Origin of the sequence: Longimicrobium sp., assembly GCF_036399935.1 — a bacterium.
GTDB lineage: Bacteria > Gemmatimonadota > Gemmatimonadetes > Longimicrobiales > Longimicrobiaceae > Longimicrobium.
The window spans coordinates 1-21,706 of record NZ_DASWMD010000001.1 but is presented as its reverse complement, the minus strand read 5'-3'; the positions used below and the strand labels follow the sequence as shown (position 1 = coordinate 21,706).

General features: G+C 71.3%; 19 protein-coding genes. 7 read left to right on the top strand and 12 right to left on the bottom strand.

Annotated features, from left to right (window positions below):
* Positions 1 to 76: 76 nt before the first annotated feature.
* The 8 genes from VGB24_RS00095 to VGB24_RS00060 all read right to left on the bottom strand — a co-directional run bounded on the left by VGB24_RS00095 (position 77) and on the right by VGB24_RS00060 (position 8,886).
* Positions 77 to 1,546 (bottom strand): hypothetical protein, encoded by a 1,470-nt coding sequence (locus VGB24_RS00095; RefSeq protein ID WP_331070918.1) that lies wholly within the window; start codon positions 1,544 to 1,546, stop codon positions 77 to 79.
* A gap of 210 nt (positions 1,547 to 1,756) precedes the next feature.
* Positions 1,757 to 2,719, bottom strand: coding sequence for a PIG-L family deacetylase (locus tag VGB24_RS00090; RefSeq protein ID WP_331070917.1), 963 nt, complete (start codon positions 2,717 to 2,719; stop codon positions 1,757 to 1,759).
* Positions 2,709 to 3,596, bottom strand: a complete 888-nt coding sequence (locus tag VGB24_RS00085; RefSeq protein WP_349263878.1) for a glycosyl hydrolase — start codon at positions 3,594 to 3,596, stop codon at positions 2,709 to 2,711. The genes VGB24_RS00090 and VGB24_RS00085 overlap by 11 nt, the downstream gene beginning before the upstream one ends.
* Complete coding sequence (locus tag VGB24_RS00080; RefSeq protein WP_331070915.1) at positions 3,593 to 4,384, bottom strand: TIGR04290 family methyltransferase; 792 nt, start codon at positions 4,382 to 4,384, stop codon at positions 3,593 to 3,595. Before VGB24_RS00080 ends, VGB24_RS00085 begins: the two co-directional genes overlap by 4 nt.
* Positions 4,385 to 4,421: 37 nt before the next feature.
* On the bottom strand, positions 4,422 to 5,237 hold the full coding sequence (locus tag VGB24_RS00075) for a sugar phosphate nucleotidyltransferase (protein WP_349263879.1): 816 nt from the start codon (positions 5,235 to 5,237) through the stop codon (positions 4,422 to 4,424).
* Positions 5,238 to 5,239: 2 nt separating this feature from the next.
* Positions 5,240 to 6,355: a CgeB family protein gene (locus VGB24_RS00070; protein WP_331070913.1), complete on the bottom strand. Its 1,116-nt coding sequence runs from the start codon at positions 6,353 to 6,355 to the stop codon at positions 5,240 to 5,242.
* 693 nt (positions 6,356 to 7,048) lie between these two features.
* A complete protein-coding gene (locus VGB24_RS00065) occupies positions 7,049 to 7,942 on the bottom strand; it encodes a metallophosphoesterase family protein (RefSeq protein WP_331070912.1) in 894 nt (297 codons plus the stop codon).
* Positions 7,939 to 8,886 (bottom strand): hypothetical protein, encoded by a 948-nt coding sequence (locus tag VGB24_RS00060; RefSeq protein ID WP_331070911.1) that lies wholly within the window; start codon positions 8,884 to 8,886, stop codon positions 7,939 to 7,941. The genes VGB24_RS00065 and VGB24_RS00060 overlap by 4 nt, the downstream gene beginning before the upstream one ends.
* 103 nt (positions 8,887 to 8,989) lie before the next feature.
* On the opposite strand from VGB24_RS00060, the gene VGB24_RS00055 reads away from it, so the two are divergent.
* The 4 genes from VGB24_RS00055 to VGB24_RS00040 all read left to right on the top strand — a co-directional run bounded on the left by VGB24_RS00055 (position 8,990) and on the right by VGB24_RS00040 (position 12,053).
* Positions 8,990 to 9,628, top strand: coding sequence for a hypothetical protein (locus tag VGB24_RS00055; RefSeq protein WP_331070910.1), 639 nt, complete (start codon positions 8,990 to 8,992; stop codon positions 9,626 to 9,628).
* A 312-nt stretch (positions 9,629 to 9,940) separates the two neighbouring features.
* Positions 9,941 to 10,222 (top strand): hypothetical protein, encoded by a 282-nt coding sequence (locus tag VGB24_RS00050; RefSeq protein WP_331022163.1) that lies wholly within the window; start codon positions 9,941 to 9,943, stop codon positions 10,220 to 10,222.
* Between the two features lie 95 nt (positions 10,223 to 10,317).
* Positions 10,318 to 11,451, top strand: a complete 1,134-nt coding sequence (locus VGB24_RS00045) for an aminomethyltransferase family protein (RefSeq protein ID WP_331070909.1) — start codon at positions 10,318 to 10,320, stop codon at positions 11,449 to 11,451.
* On the top strand, positions 11,448 to 12,053 hold the full coding sequence (locus tag VGB24_RS00040; protein ID WP_331070908.1) for a DUF1802 family protein: 606 nt from the start codon (positions 11,448 to 11,450) through the stop codon (positions 12,051 to 12,053). Before VGB24_RS00045 ends, VGB24_RS00040 begins: the two co-directional genes overlap by 4 nt.
* 733 nt (positions 12,054 to 12,786) lie before the next feature.
* On the opposite strand, the gene VGB24_RS00035 is transcribed toward VGB24_RS00040, so the two are convergent.
* Positions 12,787 to 14,154 carry an ATP-binding protein gene (locus VGB24_RS00035; protein WP_331070907.1) on the bottom strand — a complete coding sequence of 456 codons (1,368 nt, stop codon included), beginning with the start codon at positions 14,152 to 14,154 and terminating at the stop codon, positions 12,787 to 12,789.
* Positions 14,155 to 14,262: 108 nt separating this feature from the next.
* Here VGB24_RS00035 and VGB24_RS00030 point away from each other — a divergent pair, with 108 nt between their 5' ends.
* Together VGB24_RS00030 and VGB24_RS00025 are read left to right on the top strand one after the other, a co-directional pair.
* Positions 14,263 to 14,550: an HU family DNA-binding protein gene (locus VGB24_RS00030; protein ID WP_331022159.1), complete on the top strand. Its 288-nt coding sequence runs from the start codon at positions 14,263 to 14,265 to the stop codon at positions 14,548 to 14,550.
* A gap of 98 nt (positions 14,551 to 14,648) precedes the next feature.
* Complete coding sequence (locus tag VGB24_RS00025) at positions 14,649 to 15,125, top strand: Smr/MutS family protein (protein WP_331070906.1); 477 nt, start codon at positions 14,649 to 14,651, stop codon at positions 15,123 to 15,125.
* An 81-nt stretch (positions 15,126 to 15,206) separates the two neighbouring features.
* Here VGB24_RS00025 and VGB24_RS00020 read toward each other — a convergent pair whose 3' ends face one another.
* The 3 genes from VGB24_RS00020 to VGB24_RS00010 form a co-directional block, all read right to left on the bottom strand.
* Positions 15,207 to 17,042 (bottom strand): DbpA RNA binding domain-containing protein, encoded by a 1,836-nt coding sequence (locus tag VGB24_RS00020; protein WP_331070905.1) that lies wholly within the window; start codon positions 17,040 to 17,042, stop codon positions 15,207 to 15,209.
* A gap of 121 nt (positions 17,043 to 17,163) precedes the next feature.
* On the bottom strand, positions 17,164 to 18,765 hold the full coding sequence (locus VGB24_RS00015; protein WP_331070904.1) for a PAS domain-containing sensor histidine kinase: 1,602 nt from the start codon (positions 18,763 to 18,765) through the stop codon (positions 17,164 to 17,166).
* On the bottom strand, positions 18,765 to 19,928 hold the full coding sequence (locus VGB24_RS00010; protein ID WP_331070903.1) for an acyl-CoA dehydrogenase family protein: 1,164 nt from the start codon (positions 19,926 to 19,928) through the stop codon (positions 18,765 to 18,767). The genes VGB24_RS00015 and VGB24_RS00010 overlap by 1 nt, the downstream gene beginning before the upstream one ends.
* 128 nt (positions 19,929 to 20,056) lie before the next feature.
* Here VGB24_RS00010 and VGB24_RS00005 point away from each other — a divergent pair, with 128 nt between their 5' ends.
* On the top strand, positions 20,057 to 21,256 hold the full coding sequence (locus VGB24_RS00005; RefSeq protein ID WP_331070902.1) for a CoA transferase: 1,200 nt from the start codon (positions 20,057 to 20,059) through the stop codon (positions 21,254 to 21,256).
* Positions 21,257 to 21,706 lie beyond the last annotated feature (450 nt).

Below are 21,706 nucleotides of genomic sequence, written 5' to 3'. Positions count from 1 at the left end.
CCTTGGCGTTTGGGCGAGAGTCGATCCGCGTATCAGCCCCTCAGCCGTTCTCCCTGCCTCCGCGCGGCCTCCGCAGCTACTCCCTCCGGCGGATCGCCAGGGCCAGGTCGGTGGTAACGGAAACGTTCTCGATCCACAATCCGTCATCGCCCGTGACCGCCACCTCGGCGCGGGCGTGCTCCGCGCCGGCGCGCGTGTCCCATGCAACGACGGAGTAGCGGCCCGGCTGCAGCCCCGGCACGCCGACGCGTGTGACCAGCGGCTCGGCGTCGGTGCGCACCCGACCGTCGGGGGCCAGCGAGTCGGTGCGGAGCAGCCAGACCACGGCCCGCGTTTCGTCGCCGCAGCCGCATACGGTCAGCCCCAACGACCCCAGCTGGATCTCGTGGTTCAGGTTGCGGCGCTCGAACCGCGGCCAGTCGATCAGCCCCAGGAAGCCCGTGACGGCCTGCTGCGCCCGGCGCATTCCCGGCGTCAGCTTGTGCACCTTGCGGTTGGGCCAGCGCATGCCGCCGCCCGCCCCGCCCGACGCCAGGTGCGCCCACTGCATGTGGCGGAAGTACTCGTCGTCGAAGACCTCGGGGAGGGTCTTGTTCTTGTCCTTGAAGGTATGGATGGGGCCGTGCTCGGTATCCAGGTACGGGCGCCCGTCCCGGATCTCTCCCATCGCTTCGCGCACCAGCCGGCCCGTGTCGATGGCCGCCGCCACGGTGTCCACGGGGTCGTCGATGCTTCCCGCCATGTAGATGTGCGTGGACGCGAAATCCAGCGACGGATGCCGGTAGACCGCGTCCGCCAGCGGGAGATGGGGACGCTGTCGTAATTCCGGCCCGAACATGGACACGGTCTGCGGGTGCGACCGGCCGTACAGGCGCGTCTCCAGCGTGCGGACGTGCTCCGACATCTCCGCGATGAAGTGGTTCATCACGTCGACGCAGTCCGGGCATGAATCGGCATGGGCGGGGTGGATCTCGTTCCACAGGTCCCACGACATCACCACGCCGCTGCCGCCCCACCGCTGCACCATGAAGGCCAGCCGGGCGCGGACGGCCTGGCGCGTGTCCCGGCACAGCAGCAGCTGGTTGGGGCCGCTGCACGGGCCGCCCTTCTCGCGATTGAGCGGGTGGTGCGCCCAGCGGATCCACGTCCAGAAGGTGTCGTACGGCGTCAGCATCAGCCGCAGGCCGTGGCGTGAGCACAGGGCCACCAGGTCGTCCCAGAACTGCACCACGGGCCGCGAGAACCGCCCGATGGGCCGCTCCAGGTACTTTCCCTGGTGCGCGCACTCCAGCATCATGCGGATGACGGTAACCCCATGTTCCGCCAGCCAGCGCAGGTGCCGGTCGGCGGCTTCCACGTCCTTGCGGCCGTACAGCGGGCCCAGCTCCCGCCACGTGAGCGCATCGTTGTAGCCGATGGGCGTCCACGCCGCCCCGGTGTCGTCCTGGAAGTACGATCCCGCGACCTCGATCCAAGGAAGCTCCACCACCTCCAGCGGCGCGAGTGCCGGCGCGGGTGCGCGCCGGCGGGTGGCTACCATCGTCATCAGCGGCCCGCCTCCATCAGAGGCGTCGAATCCCTGCTATCCATCGCGTTCTGCACGTAAGTGATCGATCCCGGTTCGCCACGAACAACATCCGTCCCACTGATCGTCCAATCCCCAACTCTTCCGCGCGCTACATCCGCGTGAGAAAGCCCGCCCCGCGCGTGCCGCTGACGGGGGCGAACGGAAAGGCCACGGTCATCACCGTCAGCCTCATGCGGCGGCTTCGCCCCCGGGCGGCGCGGGGCGCAGATCGGGCTCGTCATAGCCCGGGGGCGGCGAATAGATCCGCGGCATAGACATCACCACGTTCGGCCGTACGGCTTCGGCGCCGGCGCTCCCCCGATCCCGGGGCAGGTCCAGGCTCGCCAGCCCCAGCTCTGCGATGGCCTCGGCGGCCCGGGCGCGCCACTCGTCGCCCGTCATCCATCCCCACAGCTCGTAGTTCAGCTTGCCGGGGCGGGGCGGGCGGGTGAAGTCGTGGCCGGGGGAGAGGCGGAAGCGCTCCGCGTCGCGAGGGAAGAGGGCGAGCGTGTCGCGCTGGGAGGCGTGGCAGGCCATCATGCGTTCCTTGTTGGCCACCTCGCGCTCCGACAGCGTGAGCGTCACCTCCTCGCCCCCGTGCCCGGGAGCGAAGGCGCCGGCCACCACGCGGTCGTCCACGGCGTGGTAGAGCGGGAACTCCACGATGCCGGGATAGGGGTCGCCGTCCCGGGCCATCAGCGCGCAGGCGGCGTGGACGGCGAAGGAGACGGCGTCGTGGTCCGGGTGGCCGCCCTCGTACGCGGGGGCGAGCACCACCTCGGGGAGGTCGGAGGCGAGCGCGTCGCGCATCCGCAGGGCCAGGTCCGCCAGGTCCGACGACGCGTCCTGGTCGGGGATGTCCCACTGCTCCACGCAGTCCCATCCAAGACGCGCCATCGCCAGCGCACACCGCAGCTCCCGTCGGCGAAGCGCGGCGTAGTCCTCGCGCGTGGCCGGCGTGGGGTCTCCCCAGAGCGCGCGGTCGAACGGGGCGCCGTCCGTGGCGCACACCAGCCGCACGTCCGGCAGGCGCGCCAGCACGGCGCCGGTTCCGGCCGTCTCGTCGTCGGGGTGGGCGACGGCTACCAGCACCCGCGGCGTGGCCCCGTAGCCGCGAAGCCAGCCGAAGAAGGTCTGGGCGTCAGCGCCCATAGCGGCGCACCATTCGCGCACAGAAGTCCACGAACTCGCCGACGTCCTTCGGCGGGCTGGTGTAGTGCGGCACCATGCCGCGGTGCTCGGGGGTAAAGCAGAAGGTGACGGTCACGTCGAACTCCTCCAGCGCCTTCATCTGCCGGTCGAACCAGGCCAGCGAGTTCGGGCGGTCGTCGTCGCTCCAGCTGAGGCCGGTCCGCAGCTTCCTGACGCCCAGCTTCTTCAGCCAGCGCACGGCGTCGTCCAGCCGGTGGTCTTCGTAGTGGAACCACTGGCAGATGCCCAGCTCGCCCGCGTGCCGCGCGAAGACGTCCATCGCCGGCTTGGGGGTGCCGTCCTCGCGCACCAGCCCCATGTGGAAGTGGCGGAAGTACGACGAGCCCTCGCGCTGCTTGTGGCGGGTGGTGGCCTCCCACTGCCCCGGCAGGTCGAACAGGCTGTACCAGTGCACCCGGTCGGCCCGGCCGCGCAGGACCTCGGCCGTGCGCGTGAGCCCCTCGGCCTGCACGGCGTCGCCGGCGAAGGTGCTGATGCCCACCTCGGTCACCCACACGGGGAGCTCCGTCACCGCCTGGACGGCCGCCAGCCGCTGCGGCCAGTCTTCGATGCTCCACAGGTTCCAGTCCAGCGGAAACCCGTGCACCGCCACCACGTCCATCGAGTCCAGCACCCCCAGCCCCTTCATGTGGGCGATGAAGCGCGCGTCGATGGGTGAAATGCCCCCCAGCACCCGCTGCACGCTCGGCGCCTCCGCATGGATGGCGTCACCCGCGGCGCGGGCCATCTCCGCGAAGATCCGCCACCCGGGGTCTACCCCGAAGTCCCAGTGCGACGTGTTGTTCGGTTCGTTCCATACCATCGCCGCTTCGATCACGAACCCGAGCCTCCCCGCGCGGGATACACGGCCCGCGGCTCGTTGTCGGTGATGGTGCCGCGGCGGCAGAGATACACTTCCTGCTCGGGATGCTCCAGGATGTCGAAGCCCGCGCTGCGCAGCATGGCCTCCGCACCCGCCGCGTTGGGCACCCACCAGTTGGTGGGGTCGCCGCAGTAGCGGTGCTCGATGAAGTACATCTGCGGATAGCCGGGCCGCTGGAAGTGGTCCTGCTGCCAGAAGTGGTAGTCGGGGTCCACCGGCTCCACCTCCGTGGCGCCGCGCTGCATGCTCTGGAAGAGCAGCAGGTCGCCCACCACGTGCTCGTACAGCAGGTCAAGCGCGAGCAGGGGATGGCGCAGGTGGTACAGCACGCCCATGAAGATCACGAAATCGAACTTCTCCCCCAGCTTGGCCACGTCGTACACCGACAGGTTGTGGAACTCGATGTCGGTGTAGCCCTCGATTTCGGCGGCGAAGCGGGCCTGCGTCAGGTACAGGTCTTCGCTGTCGATGCCCACCACCCGGCTGGCGCCGCGGCGCTTCATCTCCATGCTGTAGAAGCCGGCGTTGCACCCCACGTCCAGCACCGTCTTTCCCGTAAGATCTTCCGGGATGGCGTGCGCGAACGACTGCCACTTCACGGCGGGATAGTCGCCCAGGAAGTGCTCGGGCGCGGTGCTCACCCCGCGCAGCTTCAGGTTGTGGAACCAGGGACCCAGCTCGCGGATTTTGCGCTCCAGCTCTTCGGTGCCGTTCGCGGTGCCTGGGGTGTGGGGCGAGATCAACGTCTCCTCCGGATCGATTGGATGTATGGGGTTCCGCTCACGCAGGCGAAACGCCGGCGACGACGGGAACGTGCGCGGCCGCGATGGCGGTGCCCAGCGCGCAGAGCGGGGTGGGGCCCTCGGGAGCGGCCTGGCCGGTGAGCGCCTGGATGGCCTCGCGGTAGCCGTGCAGGGTGCCCACGTCCACGTACGTCTGCCCCGCGCGCACGGCGTGGGCCACGCCGCCGCGCGCCAGCCACGCGTTGACCAGCGTGCCGATGTACTCGTCCTGCCTGCCGCGCTCCTGCCACAGGTCGTGAAGCTCCGCAAAGCACCAGCCGGGGAGCTTGAAGGCGCCCCACACCCAGTGCGTGGCGGCTCCCGGCTGCTTCACCTGGATCTCCTGCACGCGCCCGTCGTCGTCCGTCACCACGGCGTCGAAGAACTCGGGGCGCTCCACGGGAAAGAGCAGGAACGAAAGCGAGTCGTCGCCCAGCGCGCACAGGCCGTCCTCGGGAAACCAGACGGTGTCCGGCAGGCCGACGACAACGTGCTCGTCACGGTGGATGAAGGGAAGCACGCGGAAGATGCTGTCGCAGAGCCCCGCCGGCTTGGGCTGCACGGCGTAGCACACGTCGGCCGTGCCGAACCCGCCGCCGTAGTACTGCACGATGTCGCTCTTGGCGGGCGAGATCACGAAGCAGATCTTGCTGGCCCCGGCGCGGATCATCCGCTCCACCAGGTACTCGCTGACGGCCTTGGGTCGCTCCACCCCGTCGCCGTCCACGCGGCTGCCCACGGGAAGCAGCTCCTTGCTGAACGCGAGCGGCTGGATACGGCTTCCCGCGCCCGCCGCCGGCACGATTCCCCACATGCTCATGCCTCTCCCGCCACCGGTGTGTCCCACTCCGCCGCACCCTCGGCCGCGCCGAAGGCCGCGTCCAGCACCTGCTCCAGCTCCGCCACCCGCCGCTCGGAGGTGTGCTCGTCCAGCGTGCGCTCCCGCGCCGCCCGCGCCAGCCGGTCGCGCTCGCCGTCGTCCATCCGCATGGCCGCGATCACGTCGGCCGTGTCGTGGGCGACGACGATCTCGGCGCCGGGGGTGAAGAAGGCGTCCAGCCCCTCCCACGCATCGCTGACGACGGGGCAGCCGCACGCCGCCGCCTCGAACAGCCGGCCGGAGGGGCACCAGCCCATTTCCGCCATCGCCCGGCGGGTGACGTTCAGCGTAAAGCGCGACGAGCTGTAGAACGTGGGATGGTCGCCCGGCGCCAGGTGGCGGCGGAACCAGGTGTTCCGCGTCCACGGAAAGTCCTGGGGATACTGCGCGCCGGCGATGAGGAACCGCTGCTCCGGAAGCTGCCGGGCGGCGTCGATGAACAGCCGTTCCAGCGCGGCCTGCCGGTCGTCCGCGTACGTCCCCAGGTACGAGAGGTCCGCGCGGTATTCCTCCGTCGCCACGGCGGGACGATGGACGTCGGGGTCCACGTGGCCGTACAGCGGCGCCACGCGGCGCGCGCCCAGCCGGCTGCGCAGTTCATCCAACGCGGCACCGCCGGTGTAGCTGAGCACCAGGTCGAAGTCGCGCAGCCCCCGCTCGCCCACGTACGACACGGGCTTGCCGCTGGCCAGCGCATCGAGGGTGACGGGCGTGTCCAGGTCGTAGAACGTCTTCACCGCCGCTTGGGACGAGAGGACGAGCTCCGTGGCGGCCAATGCGTCCGCCTGGTAGCTGGTGACCATCGCCACGTCCGCGTCGGCCAGGTGCGCGCGGGCGAGGGGGAGATTGGCTTCCCAGTCCGGGTACAGGACCAGCGTGGCCCCGGGAATCGTGTCCAGGTCGCGGTTGTCGGCGTAGTACGGAACGTCCTTCTCGAAGAACACGACGTCGTGGCCGCGTGCGGCGAGGGCGCGGATCAGCCCCCGCCAGAGCGTGGCGTGCCCGTTGCCCCACGACGAACTGACGGTCAGTCCGAAGATGACCAGCTTCATGCAGTGCCCACCGGGTGGTCGGAATGTGTGCGGGCTCCGGGCCCTGGGTCGTGCGACGTGCTCACGGAGCGGACTGGGCAGAGTAGCAAGGTCCGCACCGTATTCCGTGCACTTTCCGGCGCAGCTTCTACAAGGCTTTGCAAGTAGATGAACGGGCGGAACTTCGGCGCGGCGGCAGGTTTTTGCGTCTCCGGGCGGCGTTCCGAGACGGGGGTGGGTGAACCCGCGGCGATCGGGGTGGTTCGACCGGGGCCGGCGCATGCCTCGGCTAGCCCCTCCCCCGGCCCCTCCCCGCATGCTGCGCATGCGGAGAGGGGAGAATTCGATTGTGGTGCCGCTGGCCTCGCGCACTCGGCTGCGCGTGCAGTCCGCGAAGGCGGACTTCGGGCCGTTGTTGCCGCGACTTCAGTCGCCCCAGCCGGGCAGAGGCCTCCGCTTCCGTGATCGCTGCCGCGCCCGGGCCGGGAAGTGGCCGCGGTTAGATCCTTCGGCCCGCGAGGTACCCGGTACGGGCAAGTGAGGTGCGCCTGGGCCTCAGGATGACAGGCCATCGCGCATCACGCATTTCGAGCGCGCGGATGCCCGAAGCGAGGACGGGTGAGGGCCCCACGAAAGCATCGGCCCTCCCCGGATTCTGGAGAGGGCCGATCAACTTCCGCACTAACGCACTAACGCACTAACGCACTTTCCTACTCACGCACTTCCCGCGGCCGTCCTCTCCTGCTCCGTCGGCTGCTCCACCCCCGGCTCGGACACGCGCTCGGTCTCGGAATCGGCGGGGATGGGGATCTCGTGCACGTAGAACATGTCGTGCTTGGCGTCCTCGCGAACGCGCACCAGCGACACGTTAAACACGGGCACCCCACCCGGCGTCTTGCCGCTGAAGGTGCCGTGGTGCGCATGGCCGTGGAACGCGACCGCCGCCTTGAAGCGGTCGATGGGCTCCACCAAGCGGTCGTTGCCCAGGAACGGAAAGATCTGCTCGGGCTCGCCCATCACCGTGTCCATGATGGGCGCGTAGTGAAGCAGCACCACGCGCACCGGCGTGGAGAGGCGACGCAGCGCGTACTCCAGCTTCTGCGCCTCGTCCAGCGACGTGCCCACGAAATCCTTGGTCTCCTGCTCGCCGAACGCCGTGAGCGTGTAGCGCCCGAACCCGCCCATGAAGCCCTTGACGCCGGCGAACCCCACGTGCTCGTTCAGCTCGAAGGGCGACTCGTCGAGCAGGTGCACGCCCCGCGCGCGCAGGATGGAGTTCACCTTGTCGACGTTGCCTGACTCGTGGTCGTGGTTGCCAAGCACGGCCAGAATGGGCACGCGCACGTCGGACAGCTCCTTGACCACCACGTCCACCTCGGCGGGAATGCCGCGCCGCGTGAGGTCGCCCGCCAGCAGCAGGATGTCGGCCTCGTCGTTCACCCGCGCGAAGAGCTCGCGGTACAGGCCGCCGTCCTTTTCGCCGCAATGAAAGTCGCCCACCGCCGCCACCCGCACCGAGCGGCCGGCCCGGTCTTCCCTGCGCCGCCCGAAGCGAGCTTCCTTCTCCGTCCCGGGCTCCCCCTCCGCCGTGCTCGGATGGTCCGTCATTCCTCTTCGCCCAGGCTGTCGGGAACGCTCTCCTGCTCCGTGTCCGGCGCGCGCTCGTCCCACACGTCGGCATCGAGCAGCTTCAGGATTTCGGGATGCTGCTGCATCCGCGCGATGCTTTCCTCGCGGGTGTCGCGGAACCCCCACTCGTTCACGTCGATGGCGAACGAGAAGCGCGAGATCATCGTGCCGTTCGTCACGTTGTGCCCGTCGCCGTCGTCCGAGCGCTGGTGGCTGGACTTTTCGGCCCGGTCCAGCAGCTCGCGCAGCACCGCCTCGGGAACCTGGTCGCGATAGCCCGGATAGACGTAGCGGAACAGCAGCAGCTGCGACAGCAGCAGGGGCCAGTTTTCGCCCGCCTTGGCCACGAGCCGCTTCCAGTCCATCACGTGGCCCTTGCACAGGATCAGGTGCGCAACGTCGGCCATGTCGTGGCGGTGCCGCTCGTGGATGAACAGCCGGTGCCAGATCAGCTCCTCCACCGGCGCCACCCGCACCGGGGTGGCCGCGAGCGTGGCGGCGGTGCTGTAGCGGAACCAGTCTTCGTCGATCAGGGCCAGGCCGTTGCCCATGCCGTAGATGATGTCGATGAAGTGGTCGCGGTTGGCCTTGCTGATCGCCTTGCCAATCCAGTGCGGCTGTTCGAGCCGCGTGGTGAACCCCACGCTCTTCAGCACGCCCATGGCCTGGATCACCGCCTCGGGCGTGAGGAACAGGTCCAGGTCCTTGGTCTGGCGATAGATGCCCGTGTGCTCGTAGATGGCGTACGCCCCCGCCACCACGGACGGAACCCCGGCGTCCCGGAGCGCGGCGAGCGCCATCTTGTACAGCTCCCGCTCGTCCTCGGGGATCCAGAATTCGCTGTGGGTAACCGACTTCCGCTCTTCCTTGGTGAGGGTGTCGAACCCAGGAAAATTAGGCGGTCCCGGCTCTACTTTGACCATCCGATGCAGTCCGTGGTTGAAGCGTTGGGCGGCGGAAAAGCAACAATCGGACCTGATTCCGCCGCGCGTTGACCCGGGCCCCGCCGCGTGCGTAGCTTGCCCCATGCTCACCGACCTCAAGAAGCTGTTCGCGCGGACGTGGGACGCCTTCGTGGCCGAGTCCAGCCGCCGCGAGCCCGAAGACCAGGTAGCCGAGCTCCTTTCGGCCATGCGCCGCGAAATGGTGGACGCGCGCGCCACCCTGCCGCTGCTGCAGGAGAACATCGCCGCCGCCGAGCGCGAGCTGGCGCGCGAGCGCACGGCCCTGGACGACGCCGTCCGCCGCGGCGGCCTGGCGCAGAAGATCGGCGATGCGGAGACGGTGCGCGTGGCCGCCGAGTTCGCCGACCGCCACCGCCGCCGCATCGCCGTCCTGGAAGAAAAGGTGCGCGCCGCCCGCGCCGAGCACGAGCTGCGCGGGGTGGAGGTGCAGGACATGATGCGCCGCTACAAGGAGGCGGACCTCAACCGCTTCGCGCTGCTCAGCGAGATGCGCCGCGCGCAGTCCGGCCAGCGCCTCCGCCAGGCCGGCGCCGCGACGGACGACGACTTCGCCCGCGCCTCCGGCCGCATCGAAAGCGAAGCCGCGTACAGCGATGCGCTCGACGAGCTTTCCGAACTGGACCCCGCGCCCCCGCCCCCCTCGTCCGCGGACGACGTCGAGGAGCGGTTGCGGGAGATGAAGCGGCGGATGGGGATGTAGGGGAGGACAACCTCGGACGCGCCCCCCTCCGTGAGCGGGTGAACCCGCCGCTCGGAAAGCGGTAAGCCCCGACACGGCGCCGCTGTCGCGTCGCCGTTCGGGGCTTCAACAGCACGCGCCGGAGCCCGCCGAAGCGCGTTCGAATTCTGCGCCCGCTTGCGGGAGAGGGGGCCGGGGGGAGAGGGCAGCCGGGGGAATGCACGGAGGCCCATCGAAACGCCCCGATGCCAGCCAGATCCGATTGCCCGCACGCGTCACGAAAGCTATTTTCTCCCGCTCGGAAACGGACTTACGACGAGCGGAAGACGGTCGATGGCACTATCCCGAAGCTCCTCCTGGAAGGAGCACCGGCTGGCGAACAAGCTGGAGTGCGGAGGCACGGAATACTCGGTGGACCTGGTGGCGCGAAAGGCCACCGGCGTCGAGGGATGGAAGGTGACCGTGGTGTACCTGCCGCGCGACGAGGGGCAGGAGATCAAGGTCGATCTCCCCAACGCCGCCTCCACCGCCGAGGTGCGTCGCCTAGTGACGGAATACGAGGGCGCCGAGGACCGCCTGCGCGAGCTCTGCGGCCAGGGCGCGGCGCGGGCCTGATCCCCCGCGCCATCACGAATCCGCGAATCACGGCCGCCCCGGGCACCCCGCGGGCGGCCTTTGTCGCCACCGGGCGGCACGATGAAGGAGGTTGCATGAGCGAAACGACCGCGGCGCCCCCCGCCGCGCCCATCCGCGCCCTGCTGGAAAGCGCGGGCGCCGTCTTCGGCCAGGTGGCCGGGCGCGAGGTGGCCCGCCACTTCGGCGACGGCAACGCGGAGTACCGCGCCGTCCGCGAGTCCGCCGGGATCGCGCAGCGCGGCGACCGCGGGCGGTTCCGGCTGTGGGGCAAGGACCCCGCGCGGATGATCCACGGCCTGATCACCAACGACCTGCTCAAGGCGCCCGCCGGCCAGGGCGTCTACGCGGCCATGCTCACCCCCAAGGGGCGCACCATCGCCGACCTGCGCGTCTTTCGGCGCGAGGGTGCGGGCGGTCCGGAGGTGCTGGTGGACGTCGCCGCCGAGGCGCTGGAGGGCGTCCGCGACCACTTCAAGAAGTTCGTCCCGCCGATGTTCGCCCGCTGGGCCGACGCGACGGACGAGATCACGGCCCTGGGCGTCTACGGCCCCCGCTCCCGCGAGCTGCTGTCTGCCGCGCTCGGTACCGACATCTCCCCGCTGGACGAAGACGCGTTCGTGGAGCCGGAGTTTGGCGGTGCGCGCCTGCTGGTCGCGGCAACGCGCGAGGCGGGCGGCGAGGACGGTTTCGACCTGTTCGTCCCCGCGGACCACGCGGCGGAGCTCTGGCGGATGCTGCGGGAGCGCGGAGCGGGGATGGGAGCGCGGCCGGTGGGCTTCGGGGCGCTGGAGACGCTGCGGATCGAGGCGGGGCGCCCGCGCTACGGCATCGACATCACCGAAGAAACCATCCCCACCGAGGCGTACGAGCAAGCGGGGCTGATGAACCGCGCCATCTCGTTCACCAAGGGGTGCTATACGGGGCAGGAGGTGGTGATCCGCATCGCGCACCGCGGCCACGTGAACCGCCACCTGCGCGGACTGCTGCTGGGCGACGTGGGCGTCCCGGCACCGCGCGCACCGCTGACGGACGTCGATACGGGAAAGCCGGTAGGCTGGACGACGAGCGCGGCCTTTTCGCCCATGCTCGGCCAGACGATCGCGCTCGGATACGTGCGGCGCGAGGTGCAGCCCGGGGAGGACGTGCAGGTGGGCGAGGGCGGCGAGGGGCGCGCGCGCGTGGTCAAGCTGCCGTTCGACCGCGCATGAAGGAGAGCAGCGCGTCGGCGCTCAAGGAGTGGGCGGTGGTGGACGAGGCGCTCGCCACCGGCCGCGTGTCGCTGCTGGTGCGGAAGGGCGGCATCCACGAACGGGCGGGCGACTTCGACGTGGAGCACGGCGAGTTCTGGATCTTTCCCAGCGGCTGGCACCAGAACCCCGCAGACCTCGCCGCCGAGCTCCATCCGCTGCTGAACGCCATCGGCCCGCAGCCGCGCGGCACCATTCCGTTCCGCACGTACTGCGTGGTGGACGGCGTGCACCGGATCGAGAGCCCCGAGGTGCTGGACCGCATCCAGGGGCTGCACCCGCTCTCTCCCCCCGCCGCGCACTACCGCTTCAACTACCGCAACCGCCCGTACGTCCACGCGCTGCTCGTGCGGGCCTACCGGCTGGACGAGCCGGTGACGCTCCCGGACGTGCACCGCTACGAAGGATGCGTGTCGTGGGTGCAGCTGGACCACCCGCTCCCCACCGCAGGACTCCGCCCCGTGCTGACGGACGACGAGTTCGCCGCCGTGCGGGCGGATATCCTGGAGCGGCTGGGCGCACCCGGCACGAACACGAGCGGAACATCGAGCGCGTCATCCTGATCCCGGCGCATGCCCCGGCCGCCCCCCATCCCCAGCCCTTCCCCCGCAACCCCCGCGGGGGAAGGGAGCCAGCCCGGTGCGGTTCGACGGGCTACCTCGCATGCCTTTGGAGCCCCCTGCCCCCCGGCCCCCGTCCCCCGCTGCGCAGGGGAGGGGGAGACCTGAATCACGGTCCGGCCGGCCTGGCGCACTCGACAAGGAAGCCCGGGGCAAGAACGGTGCGCTTCGGGGGAGGCGGCGCATGCGCCTGGCCGCCCCCTCTCCCCGGCCCTCTCCCCCGCAAGCGCGGGAAAGGGAGAATCCGATTGCGCTCGGGCCGGGGTGGCGCACTCGACCGCGCGTGCAGTCCGCGCAGGCGGACTTCGTGATGTGCCAGCTGCGGTTTCAACCGCCGGGACGGCAGCCGAGGCCAACGCTTTCGTGACCGCTGCCGCGCCCGGGCTGGGAAGCGTCCGCGATTAGATCCTTCGGCCCGCGAGGGATGGCGTGGGGGGCAGGTGTCGCTCGCCTGGGCCTCAGGATGACAGGTCGTTGCGCGACAATGGTTTGAGAGGTGCGCTGAACTGGGTCCGCGCGGTGCGTTGCGCTCCAATGACTTGGATGCGCGCCGGACTGGCTCCCTTCCCCCGCGCAGTTGCGGGGGAAGGGCTGGGGATGGGGGCGCCGGCCTGCGCACAGGACTCCATCTCGACGCACCAGAGCCTGACGTCGGCGCGGTCGGGGGAAGGCCCTCCTACGGCACCAGCATGGGCCCGAACCCCGCCGGCAGCGACAGCGTGAACGTCGAACCCACGCCTCGCTTCGACCGCACGGTCACGTCTCCCCCCAGCCGCCGCGCGAGCTGCCGCGACAGGGCCAGCCCCATCCCCGTCCCGCCGTACCGCCGCGTGGCCGACCCGTCGATCTGCAGGAACTGCGCGAAGATCCGTTCCTGGTCGGCCTCGTCGATCCCAATGCCTGTGTCCTCCACCTCCCAGACGATCGAGTGCCGCGCGTCGCCCCCGGCGCGCGCCTCAGGGGTCCACGGCGAGCCGCTGCTCACGCGGACCCGTACCGTCACCCGCCCCGCCGGCGTGAACTTGAACGCGTTCCCCACCAGGTTGCGAAGGATGCGCACCACCTGGCTGGGATCGGTGCGCACCGGCACGGCCGCGTCGGGGGCCAGCGTGCGCACCTCCACCTCGGGCGCGGGGGGCGCCAGCCCCGACATGGCGGCGCGCGCCAGCGCCACGGCGTCGCACGTTTCCGGGCGCACGTCCAGGCGCCCCAGCTGAAGGTTGGCCATGTTCAGCAGGTCGTCGATCAGCTCCATCAGCTGCATGGCCGCCGTCTCCACGCGCTCCACGCTCTGCGCCTGCTCGTCGGTCAGCGGGCCGGCGTGCCGCTCGCGGAGGAGGTAGGTGAAGCCCAGGATGGCGGTGAGCGGCGTGCGCAGCTCGTGCGACACGTTGGCCAGGAACTCGTTCTTCAGCCGGCGCGCCTCCTCGGCCTCGAGAAAGCGGGCCTCGAGCTCCACGTTCTGCTCGCGAAGCTGCACGTTGGCGCGCTGAAGGTCTTCGATCAGGTGCGCCTTCTCGGCCGTGGCGCTCAGCTGGTCGGCCACGAGCCGCAGCAGCGAGCGGTCGGCCTCGTCCAGCCGGTCGGTGCGGGCGAAGTAGAAGGTGAGCGCGCCCTCGGCCTGACCGGCCAGGATGATGGGAAGCGACACGGACGACGCGAACCCCAGCTCGCCCGCCGCGTCCCACCAGTCGGCCAGCTCCGGGTCGGCGAACACGTCGTACACCTCCACCGGCCGCCCCTCGGCCACGGCGCTGCCGGTGGGGCCCAGCCCCACGCGAACCCGCATTTCTCCAAGGAACCTGCGGTACGCCGTGGGCCAGTTCCAGGCGGCCACCAGGCGCAGCACGTCGTCGCTTTCGCGCAGGTACACGCAGCCGAACGCGGCGCCCACGACGGGGGCAACCCGTTCCAGGGCAAGGCGATACACCTCGTCGGGCGTGCGCGCCGTCAGGAAGGCGTGGGCGATCTCGCGGGCGGCGGTCAGCTCGCGGAGATGGCGCTCGTGGGCGGGAATCGGCGCAGCTACTGGAGTTTCTTGCACAGCAACTCTCTTGACGAGTGCGGAGGGTGCACCTACTCTACGGTGCGAACGGCGCCGCCGTTTGGTTTTTTCGCCAGGTCACACCCTCTTAAAGACAGGAGCTCCTTCGTGAACAAGTCTGAACTCATTCAGCAGCTCGCCTCCCGTGCCGATCTGAGCCGTGCCGAGGCCACCAAGGCGGTCGACGCGCTGTTCGGCGTAGAGGGCGGCATCATCGCCGACGCGCTGCGGAACGGGGACAAGGTGCAGATCACGGGGTTCGGCAGCTTCGAGAGCAAGAAGCGCGAGGCGCGCAAGGGTCGTAACCCGCGCACCGGCAACGAGATCGACATCGCGGCCAGCACCAGCGCGGCGTTCAAGATCGGCAAGCGCCTCAAGGACATGCTCGGCGCCTGATAAAGGCCCGTGCCGGTTCGCCATCCCGAGGGGCCACGGTTCGCACCGCGGCCCCTCGTGTTTTCATCCACCCTCCACCCGAGCGCCGCCGTCCCGCCATGCCCAGGAAGAAGCGTCCGCCCGCCGGGGGCGTGTCCCGCGAGGCGTGGGGAACGGTGCATCCCGTGCTGGACCTGCACGGCCTTACCGGCGACGAGGCGCGGCGCCGCGCCGGGGAGTGGCTGCGCGCCCGCCAGGCCAAGAACGTCCGCACGGTGGTGGTGGTCACCGGCCGCGGCCTCCACTCCGGCGGCATTCCCGTGGTCCGCAACGAAATCGAGCACCTGCTGGCTGAGCTGAAGGGCACCCTGGTCAGCCGCTGGAGCGCCGAAAACCTGGGGGGCAGCTTCCGCGTGGAGCTGCGCCGCCCCGCCCGCACCCATGCGCCCCGTCCCCCCGCCCCCGTGCCGCCCCTGCTGCGCGACGCCGAACCCGCCCTGCGCCTGCGGGCCGAGGAAGCGCTCGCGGACCTGGGCATCGCCTCCACCCCCGCGCTGCTGGAGGCGGAAATCCGCCGCCTGCTGGACGAGGGCTGAGCGGCGGGCAAGAGTGTAGCCGACGAAAAGGGCGGCGCGCAATGGCTGCGCGCCGCCCTTTCCCGTTTCATCTCCGCGCCGTCACTCGTCGCGAGGCCGCCGGAAGCCGCCCCCCGAGCCGCCAGCGCCACGGGGACCACCTCCACCTCCGCCGGGCCGGGGACGGCCGCCGGGTCCGCCACGGGGGCGATCGTCACGGTCGCGCGGCCGGTCGTCCCGCGGCCGGTCCTCGCGCGGTCCACCGGCTCCGGGGCCGCGCTGCGTGCGGCGCATGGGCGGCCCGCCGCCACCGGGCCCTGCCTTGCGCTGCCGATCGTAGTCCACGCGCAGGCTGCGGCCCTTCATGCTGGTGCCGTTCAGCGCACTGATCACCCGCTCGGCCATCTCCGCCGGCACCTCGACCACGGAAAAGGTGTCGCGGATGTCGATCTTTCCGATGCTGCTGCCGGGGATGTCGGCCTCGCCCGCGATGGCGCCCATCAGCTCGTTGGGGCGCACGTTGTCGCGCTCGCCCACGCTGATGAAGAGCCGCGCGAACGCACCCGGGATGGCGCCCGACTCGGCGTGGCCCCCCGGCGCCGGCCGGGCCAGGCGGTTGCGCGCCGCCGCCGCGGCCGCGGGAAGCGCGTCCGCCGCCGAGGCCGCCGGCTCGGCCGCGCGCTTCTTCCGAAGTAGAGCGGACGCCGCGGCGGCGATCTCCGTCGCGGTGAAGTCTTCCAGCAGCGGCTCCAGGATCAGCATCTGCGCGGCCAAGTCTTCTTCGCGCAGGGCGCGGCGCAGGTCGCCGCGGAAGGCGCGCAGCTCCGCCGATCCACCGACCGGTGCCTCGCCCTCGATCCCCCCCGGCTGCGCATGGAAGCCCGCGCGCTTCGCGATCTGTCGAAGATGCGCCAGCTCGCGCGGCTCCACCAGCACGAACCCGGGGTCCTCGCCGCCGTGGCGCGCCCGCAGCGCGGCTTCGTCCGCCGGAACGTCGAAGCTGATCACCTGCCCCTCCGGCGTATCCCCGTCCTCGTCTACTGTGGAGCCCAGCACCACCACGTCGGCGTCGGGATCGTCCGCGTCGCCCACCAGGAAGCCGCGCAGGGTCAGCGCCTCGGACACCTGCGCCGCGCGCTCGTCCGTGCGGCAGTACAGCACCGGCGCCGGTCCGCCGCCCAGCAGGCGCGCCACCGTTCCCAGCTTGTCGCGCTCCGCGACGGCCACGTAGCCGACGGTGGACGTGGGCTCGGCGGCGGCCTCGTGAAGGTCTGGCGAGGCGGGCTCGGACGGGTAGCGCAGGGCGCGCTTCACCCGGCGGCCGGCCAGGTCTTCCACCGGCTCGCTGACCTCGGCGGTGACGATCACCCGCTGCGCGTCGCGCGGGAGGTGGTCGAAAAGGGTTTCCAGTGTTTCCCATCCGCCCAGCGCGTGGATCTCCGACGCGCCATCCACCACCACCGCCTCCACGCCCTCCAGCTTCACCTCGGACGTGCGCACCCCCTCCATCACCTCCTGCGGCGTGGCGGCCAGCACCTCGGCCTCGCCCGCGCCCGTCCCCCATCCGCCGCCCGACCCGCTGACGGTGAGCCCCGCGGCCTGGGCGAAGGGCACCAGCTCCAGCGCGGCGCGCGCAGCCGCCTCGGGGGTGGCGGTAAGGATGAGCAGGCGGACGCCGGACGGCGCCTCGTCGAGCGACGCGGAGTCATCGCCCTCGTCGTCGTCAGCGACGGGCTCGCGCGCGGGGAGCCGGTCCAGCACGCCCAGGCCGTACGCCAGCGTCTTGCCGGCGCCGCTGCTGGCGCGCGCCACCAGGTTTCCCTCGCGCCGCAGCACGGGGATCACGGCCTGCTGAAGGCCGGTGGGATGCTCGATCCCCGCGTCTTCCAGCGCGGCCAGCAGCGGCTCGCCAAGCCCGAGGTCGTTGAATGAAGCCATAACCGTCGTCCGTCTCGAGTTTTGGTGTAAAGACAGTGCGTCAGTGCGTCAGTGCGTTAGTGCGGCACTGCTTCGTGTTCGTGGAGCTTCTCAGCGTCGTTCCCAGCAAGTAGCCTGCCCTTCAGCCGTCCAGCGGGCGCGACCCCGCGGCGGGGGCCTTGGCGGGAAGGCGCACGGTAAAGGTGCTGCCCTGGCCGGGCGCGGAGGCCACGCGGATGGCGCCGCCCAGGAGCTGCGCCAGCCGCCGCGAGATGGGCAGCCCCAGCCCCGTGCCCGTTCCCGATTGGCGGTCGATCTGCACGAACTCCTCGAAGATGCGCGCCTGGTCGGCCGCGTCGATGCCGCGCCCCTGGTCCGCCACGTCGATCTCCACCCCGCCGTCCCCCAGCCCCCGGCACGACACGGTGACCGGCTTGCCGCCGCCGAACTTGATGGCGTTGGACAGCAGGTTCAGCACGATCTGGCGCACCCGCCGCGGGTCGGTGACCACCGGCAGGCACGGGTGCCCGCCCGGTGCCATCTCCAGCGCCACGCCGTTCTCTTCCGCCATCGGCCGCACCGTGTCCATCAGCTCCGCCACCAGGTGGCCGGGAACGACCTCCTCCACCTCTACCTCGATGCGCCCCGCCTCGATCTTGGACAGGTCCAGCACGTCGTTCACCAGCTCCAGCAGGTGCCGCGCGGCCCGCGCCGACCGCTCCAGCGCGTCCCGCTGCCGCGCGTCGACGGGGCCGAAGATGCCCTCCAGGATCAGCTCGGTGTAGCCGATCACCGCGTTGATGGGCGTGCGCAGCTCGTGGCTCATGGCCGCGTAGAAGCGGCTGCGCGTGGCCAGCGCCCGCTCCAGCTCGGCGGAGCGCTCGGCCAGGTCCACGTTCACCATCTCCAGCTCGGCGGCCTGGCTTTCCAGCTCGCCGGCCTGCGCCTCCAGCTCCGACTGCGTTTCGCGCAGGTGGGTGACGTCGTGAAGCACCAGCGCGCGCACGCTGTGGCCCGACGCCATCACCGGCACCACGGCCACCTCGCCGACGGCGGGCTCGCCCGCGCGCCGCCGGTAGGTGACCTCGCCCCGGGCCGCGCCCCTGCGCGCCGCCTCGAGCAGCGCCTCGAAGTCTTCGCGCGGCTCCGGCCGCAGCAGGTCCAGCAGCGGCCGTCCCACCGCGTCGGCCCGGGCGTGGCCGATCGTCGTTTCGGCGGCGGGGTTCCACGAGAGCACGTTGCCGTCGTCGTCCAGCGACACCACCGGGTCGGGCAGCACGTCGAGCAGCGCGGCCAGGAACGCATCCGAGACCAGGGTCCGCTCCCCGCGCCGGGGCTCCACCCGGGCCAGGTCGCGCGCCACGGCCTTTTCCGTCCCGCGGAAGCGGCGCCGCTGGGCGGTCACCGAGGCGGCGCGGCGCAGCAGGTCGTCGTCCACCTGCTCGGCCTCCACCACCCACAGCTCGCCCAGCCCGGGGGCGAACAGCAGCGCCCGCTCCATCTCGGTCCGCTTCCCCGCCTCGGCGACGATCACCGCCTGCAGCGTGGGGTCCAGCGTCCGCAGCCGCCGCGCGAGGGCCAGCGCCTCGCGCGGCGATCCGGCCAGGAACGCCGCGTCCGCTCCCTCCGCGCGCGCCGCCAGCTCGTCGTTGGCGGCCACCGGGTGCACGGCGTCGCCGGCCCCCAGCGCCGCGCGCCAGGGAACGTCCCCGGCGGCCAGCACCAGCGCGCGGGGCCCGTCCATCAGAGCAGCGGCAGGTTCAGCAGGGCGCGCCCCACCCACGTCTTGAGGACGTCGGTGGTGGGCGCCATCACGTGGGCCGCGCGGGCGTCGCGAAGGATGCGCGACAGGCGGGCGTTCTCGCGGTAGGCGATGCCGCCGCACAGCGTCATCGCCTCGTTGGCCACGTGCACCGCGGTCTCTCCCGCCGCGGCCTTGCACCCCAGCACGCCCAGCAGCGCGCCCGGCTCGCCGGCGTCCGCGCGCTGGGCGGCGGAATGCACCAGCTGGCGGGTGCGCTCCACCTCGATCCACAGCTCGCCCAAGCGGTGCGAAAGCACGGGCTGGCTCCCCAGCAGCTCGCCGGAGTGCGAGTGGCGGCGCGAGCCCAGGTGCTCGCGCGCGGCCTCCAGCGCGGCGGCGGCCACCCCCAGGTAGGTGCCCGCCATCGCCATCAGAAAGTAGGGCGCCACCACCTCGAACACGTACCAGAGCTGGTCGCCCTCTTCGCCCAGCAGGTTGTGCCAGGGCACGCGCACCCCGTTCATCGTGGCGGACCGCGAGCTGTTGCCCCGCATCCCCAGCCCGTGCCACGGCTCGGACCACTCCAGCCCCGGCGTGCCCTCGTCCACCAGCACGCACGAAAAGCTGCCCTCGCCACCGGCATCGTCCGCGGCGCAGGTGGAGACCACGTACGACTGCGCCTGCCCGCCGTTGGTGACGAAGCTCTTGATCCCCGTCACCAGGAAGTCGTCGCCGTCGGCCGCGATGCGCGTTTCGGGGACGTAGAAGTGAACGCCGGTGCCCGGTTCGCTGAGCGCCAGCGTGGTCACGTGCTCGCCCCGGGCGATGGGGCGCAGGTACGCCTCCTTCTGCCAGTCGGTGGCCTTGGCGGCGATCACCGCCGTGCCCACGCAGTGCATGGCGAAGCACATGGCGGTGGACGCGCCCTGCGACGCCAGCGTCTCCGAGATGGCCACCAGCCCCGCCAGCCCCTCGCCGTGGCCGCCCAGCGCCTCGGGAACGTTCAAGCCCAGCAGCCCGGCGTCGCCCAGGGCGCGCATGGACTCGGCCGGCCAGAGCGCCTCGTGGTCCTCGCGCTCGGCGCTGGGCGCGATCACCGTGTCCGCGATTTCCCGCGCCGCGCCCACCAGCCGCGCCAGCCGTCCCGATGCCTGTTCCGCCATCAGCCGCCCCGGTTCGCCGTATCGTCGTCCGCCCCGCGCCAACTTACACGATGTGTGCCCGCCGCGCTTGCACCACCCCGGCGGCGGGGCTACGCTTCGGCCCCGTTTCCCCGTTCCGTGCCCATCCCATGCCCGAACCCGATCGTCCGCGCGGCCCCCTGTCCGGCGTGCGCGTGCTGGACCTTACCCGCGTGCTGGCCGGCCCGCTGTGCACCATGACGCTGGGCGACCTGGGCGCGGAGGTCATCAAGATAGAGCGCGCCGGCGCCGGTGACGACACCCGCGCGTGGGGCCCGCCCTGGGCCGAAGGGCCGCGGGGACGCGAATCGGCCTACTACCTGTGCGTCAACCGCAACAAGCGCTCGGCCGCGGTGGACCTGAAGGACGCGGAGGGCCGCGCGCTCGTCCGCGGCCTGGCGCGCGAGGCCGACGTGCTGGTGGAGAACTACGCACCGGGGATGATGGACGGCTGGGGGCTGGGATACGATGAGCTCGCGGCCGAGAATCCTGGCCTGATCTACTGCTCGGTGACCGGATACGGGAGCGACGGGCCGGAGGCGGGGCGGCCCGGCTACGACTTCGCGGTGCAGGCGCGGGCAGGGTGGATGGCCATCACAGGGGAGCCAGGCGGCGCGCCGGCCAAGGTGGGCGTGGCGGTGGTGGACGTGCTGACCGGACAGAATGCCACGATCGCCATCCTCGCGGCGCTGGCGGAGCGCGCGGCGTCCGGGCGTGGGCAGCGGGTGGAGGTGTCGCTCTTCGATTCCGCGCTCGCGGGATTAGTGAACGTCACGGAGGCGGCGCTGGTCACCGGGCGCGAGCCGCGGCGCTGGGGAAACGCGCACGCCACGATCGTTCCCTACCAGGCGTTCGACGCGGCGGACCGCGCGTTCGTGGTGGCGGTGGGCAACGACGCGCAATGGCGGCGGCTGTGCGAGGCGGTCGGGGCAGACGACCTGCGAGACGACGATCGCTTCACCACCAACCCGGGCCGCGTGGAGCACCGAGACGAGCTCGTCCCCGTGCTGGCCGCCCTGTTCAGCAGCGCACCGGCGGCGGAGTGGCTGGGACGGATGGAGGCGTACGGCGTGCCCTGCGCCCCCTTGCAGACCGTAGGCGAGGCCCTGCGAGACCCCGTCCTCCGGGAGCGCGCGGGCCTCTGGCCAATGCAAGGCGCAGGCTACGGACAGGTGGACACCATCGCCTCGCCCCTGCGCCTGGAGCGAACCCCTCCGGGCCTGCACCGCCCGGCCCCGGCCTTGGGCGAGCACACGGACGAGGTGGCGCGGGACGGATGGGCCGTGAGGAGCATCGGGACCAAGGGATAAACGTACCGCGAAGCCCAACGTCGCCCCGACGAGCCCCCCAAGTGCGGGTGAACCCGCCGCTGGGAAAGCGGAAAGCCCCGACACGGACCGCTGGCGCGTCCCGTTCGGGGCTTCACCTGCACGCACACCGAACCTGCCGAAGCGCGGGATGCCATCCCGACGGAGCGGCCACGGGCAACCTGCCGCCACACCGATACTCCGCAGCGACCGAGGAATCCGCCACACACTCCGGCCGCGCCCCACGGTCCTCACAGCACCAGAACGGGCCAGTCCGCGCAGGCGGAATGCCGTTCATCTAAGGATTATCATTGTCACTGGCGGGGCGGTTGTGCACCTGTCCGTTCGCCGCCGTACCGGGTACTTGCTCTGCTTCCGCTTCACCCCGCGTTTGACGACTCGCCTGCGGCGGGGCGGAAGAATCTCCTCCAGGATTTCGTCGAGCACGGCTTC

Bases quoted from the DNA above. Each gene is read 5' to 3' on its own strand.
- VGB24_RS00055 (WP_331070910.1), top strand. From the start codon at position 8,990: ATGCTCACCGACCTCAAGAAGCTGTTCGCGCGGACGTGGGACGCCTTC.
- VGB24_RS00005 (WP_331070902.1), top strand. From the start codon at position 20,057: ATGCCCGAACCCGATCGTCCGCGCGGCCCCCTGTCCGGCGTGCGCGTG.
- VGB24_RS00015 (WP_331070904.1), bottom strand. From the start codon at position 18,765: ATGGACGGGCCCCGCGCGCTGGTGCTGGCCGCCGGGGACGTTCCCTGG.
- VGB24_RS00045 (WP_331070909.1), top strand. From the start codon at position 10,318: ATGAGCGAAACGACCGCGGCGCCCCCCGCCGCGCCCATCCGCGCCCTG.
- VGB24_RS00010 (WP_331070903.1), bottom strand. From the start codon at position 19,928: ATGGCGGAACAGGCATCGGGACGGCTGGCGCGGCTGGTGGGCGCGGCG.
- VGB24_RS00060 (WP_331070911.1), bottom strand. From the start codon at position 8,886: ATGGTCAAAGTAGAGCCGGGACCGCCTAATTTTCCTGGGTTCGACACC.
- VGB24_RS00070 (WP_331070913.1), bottom strand. From the start codon at position 6,355: ATGAAGCTGGTCATCTTCGGACTGACCGTCAGTTCGTCGTGGGGCAAC.
- VGB24_RS00075 (WP_349263879.1), bottom strand. From the start codon at position 5,237: ATGTGGGGAATCGTGCCGGCGGCGGGCGCGGGAAGCCGTATCCAGCCG.
- VGB24_RS00025 (WP_331070906.1), top strand. From the start codon at position 14,649: ATGCCCAGGAAGAAGCGTCCGCCCGCCGGGGGCGTGTCCCGCGAGGCG.
- VGB24_RS00040 (WP_331070908.1), top strand. From the start codon at position 11,448: ATGAAGGAGAGCAGCGCGTCGGCGCTCAAGGAGTGGGCGGTGGTGGAC.
- VGB24_RS00065 (WP_331070912.1), bottom strand. From the start codon at position 7,942: ATGACGGACCATCCGAGCACGGCGGAGGGGGAGCCCGGGACGGAGAAG.
- VGB24_RS00095 (WP_331070918.1), bottom strand. From the start codon at position 1,546: ATGACGATGGTAGCCACCCGCCGGCGCGCACCCGCGCCGGCACTCGCG.
- VGB24_RS00090 (WP_331070917.1), bottom strand. From the start codon at position 2,719: ATGGGCGCTGACGCCCAGACCTTCTTCGGCTGGCTTCGCGGCTACGGG.
- VGB24_RS00020 (WP_331070905.1), bottom strand. From the start codon at position 17,042: ATGGCTTCATTCAACGACCTCGGGCTTGGCGAGCCGCTGCTGGCCGCG.
- VGB24_RS00050 (WP_331022163.1), top strand. From the start codon at position 9,941: ATGGCACTATCCCGAAGCTCCTCCTGGAAGGAGCACCGGCTGGCGAAC.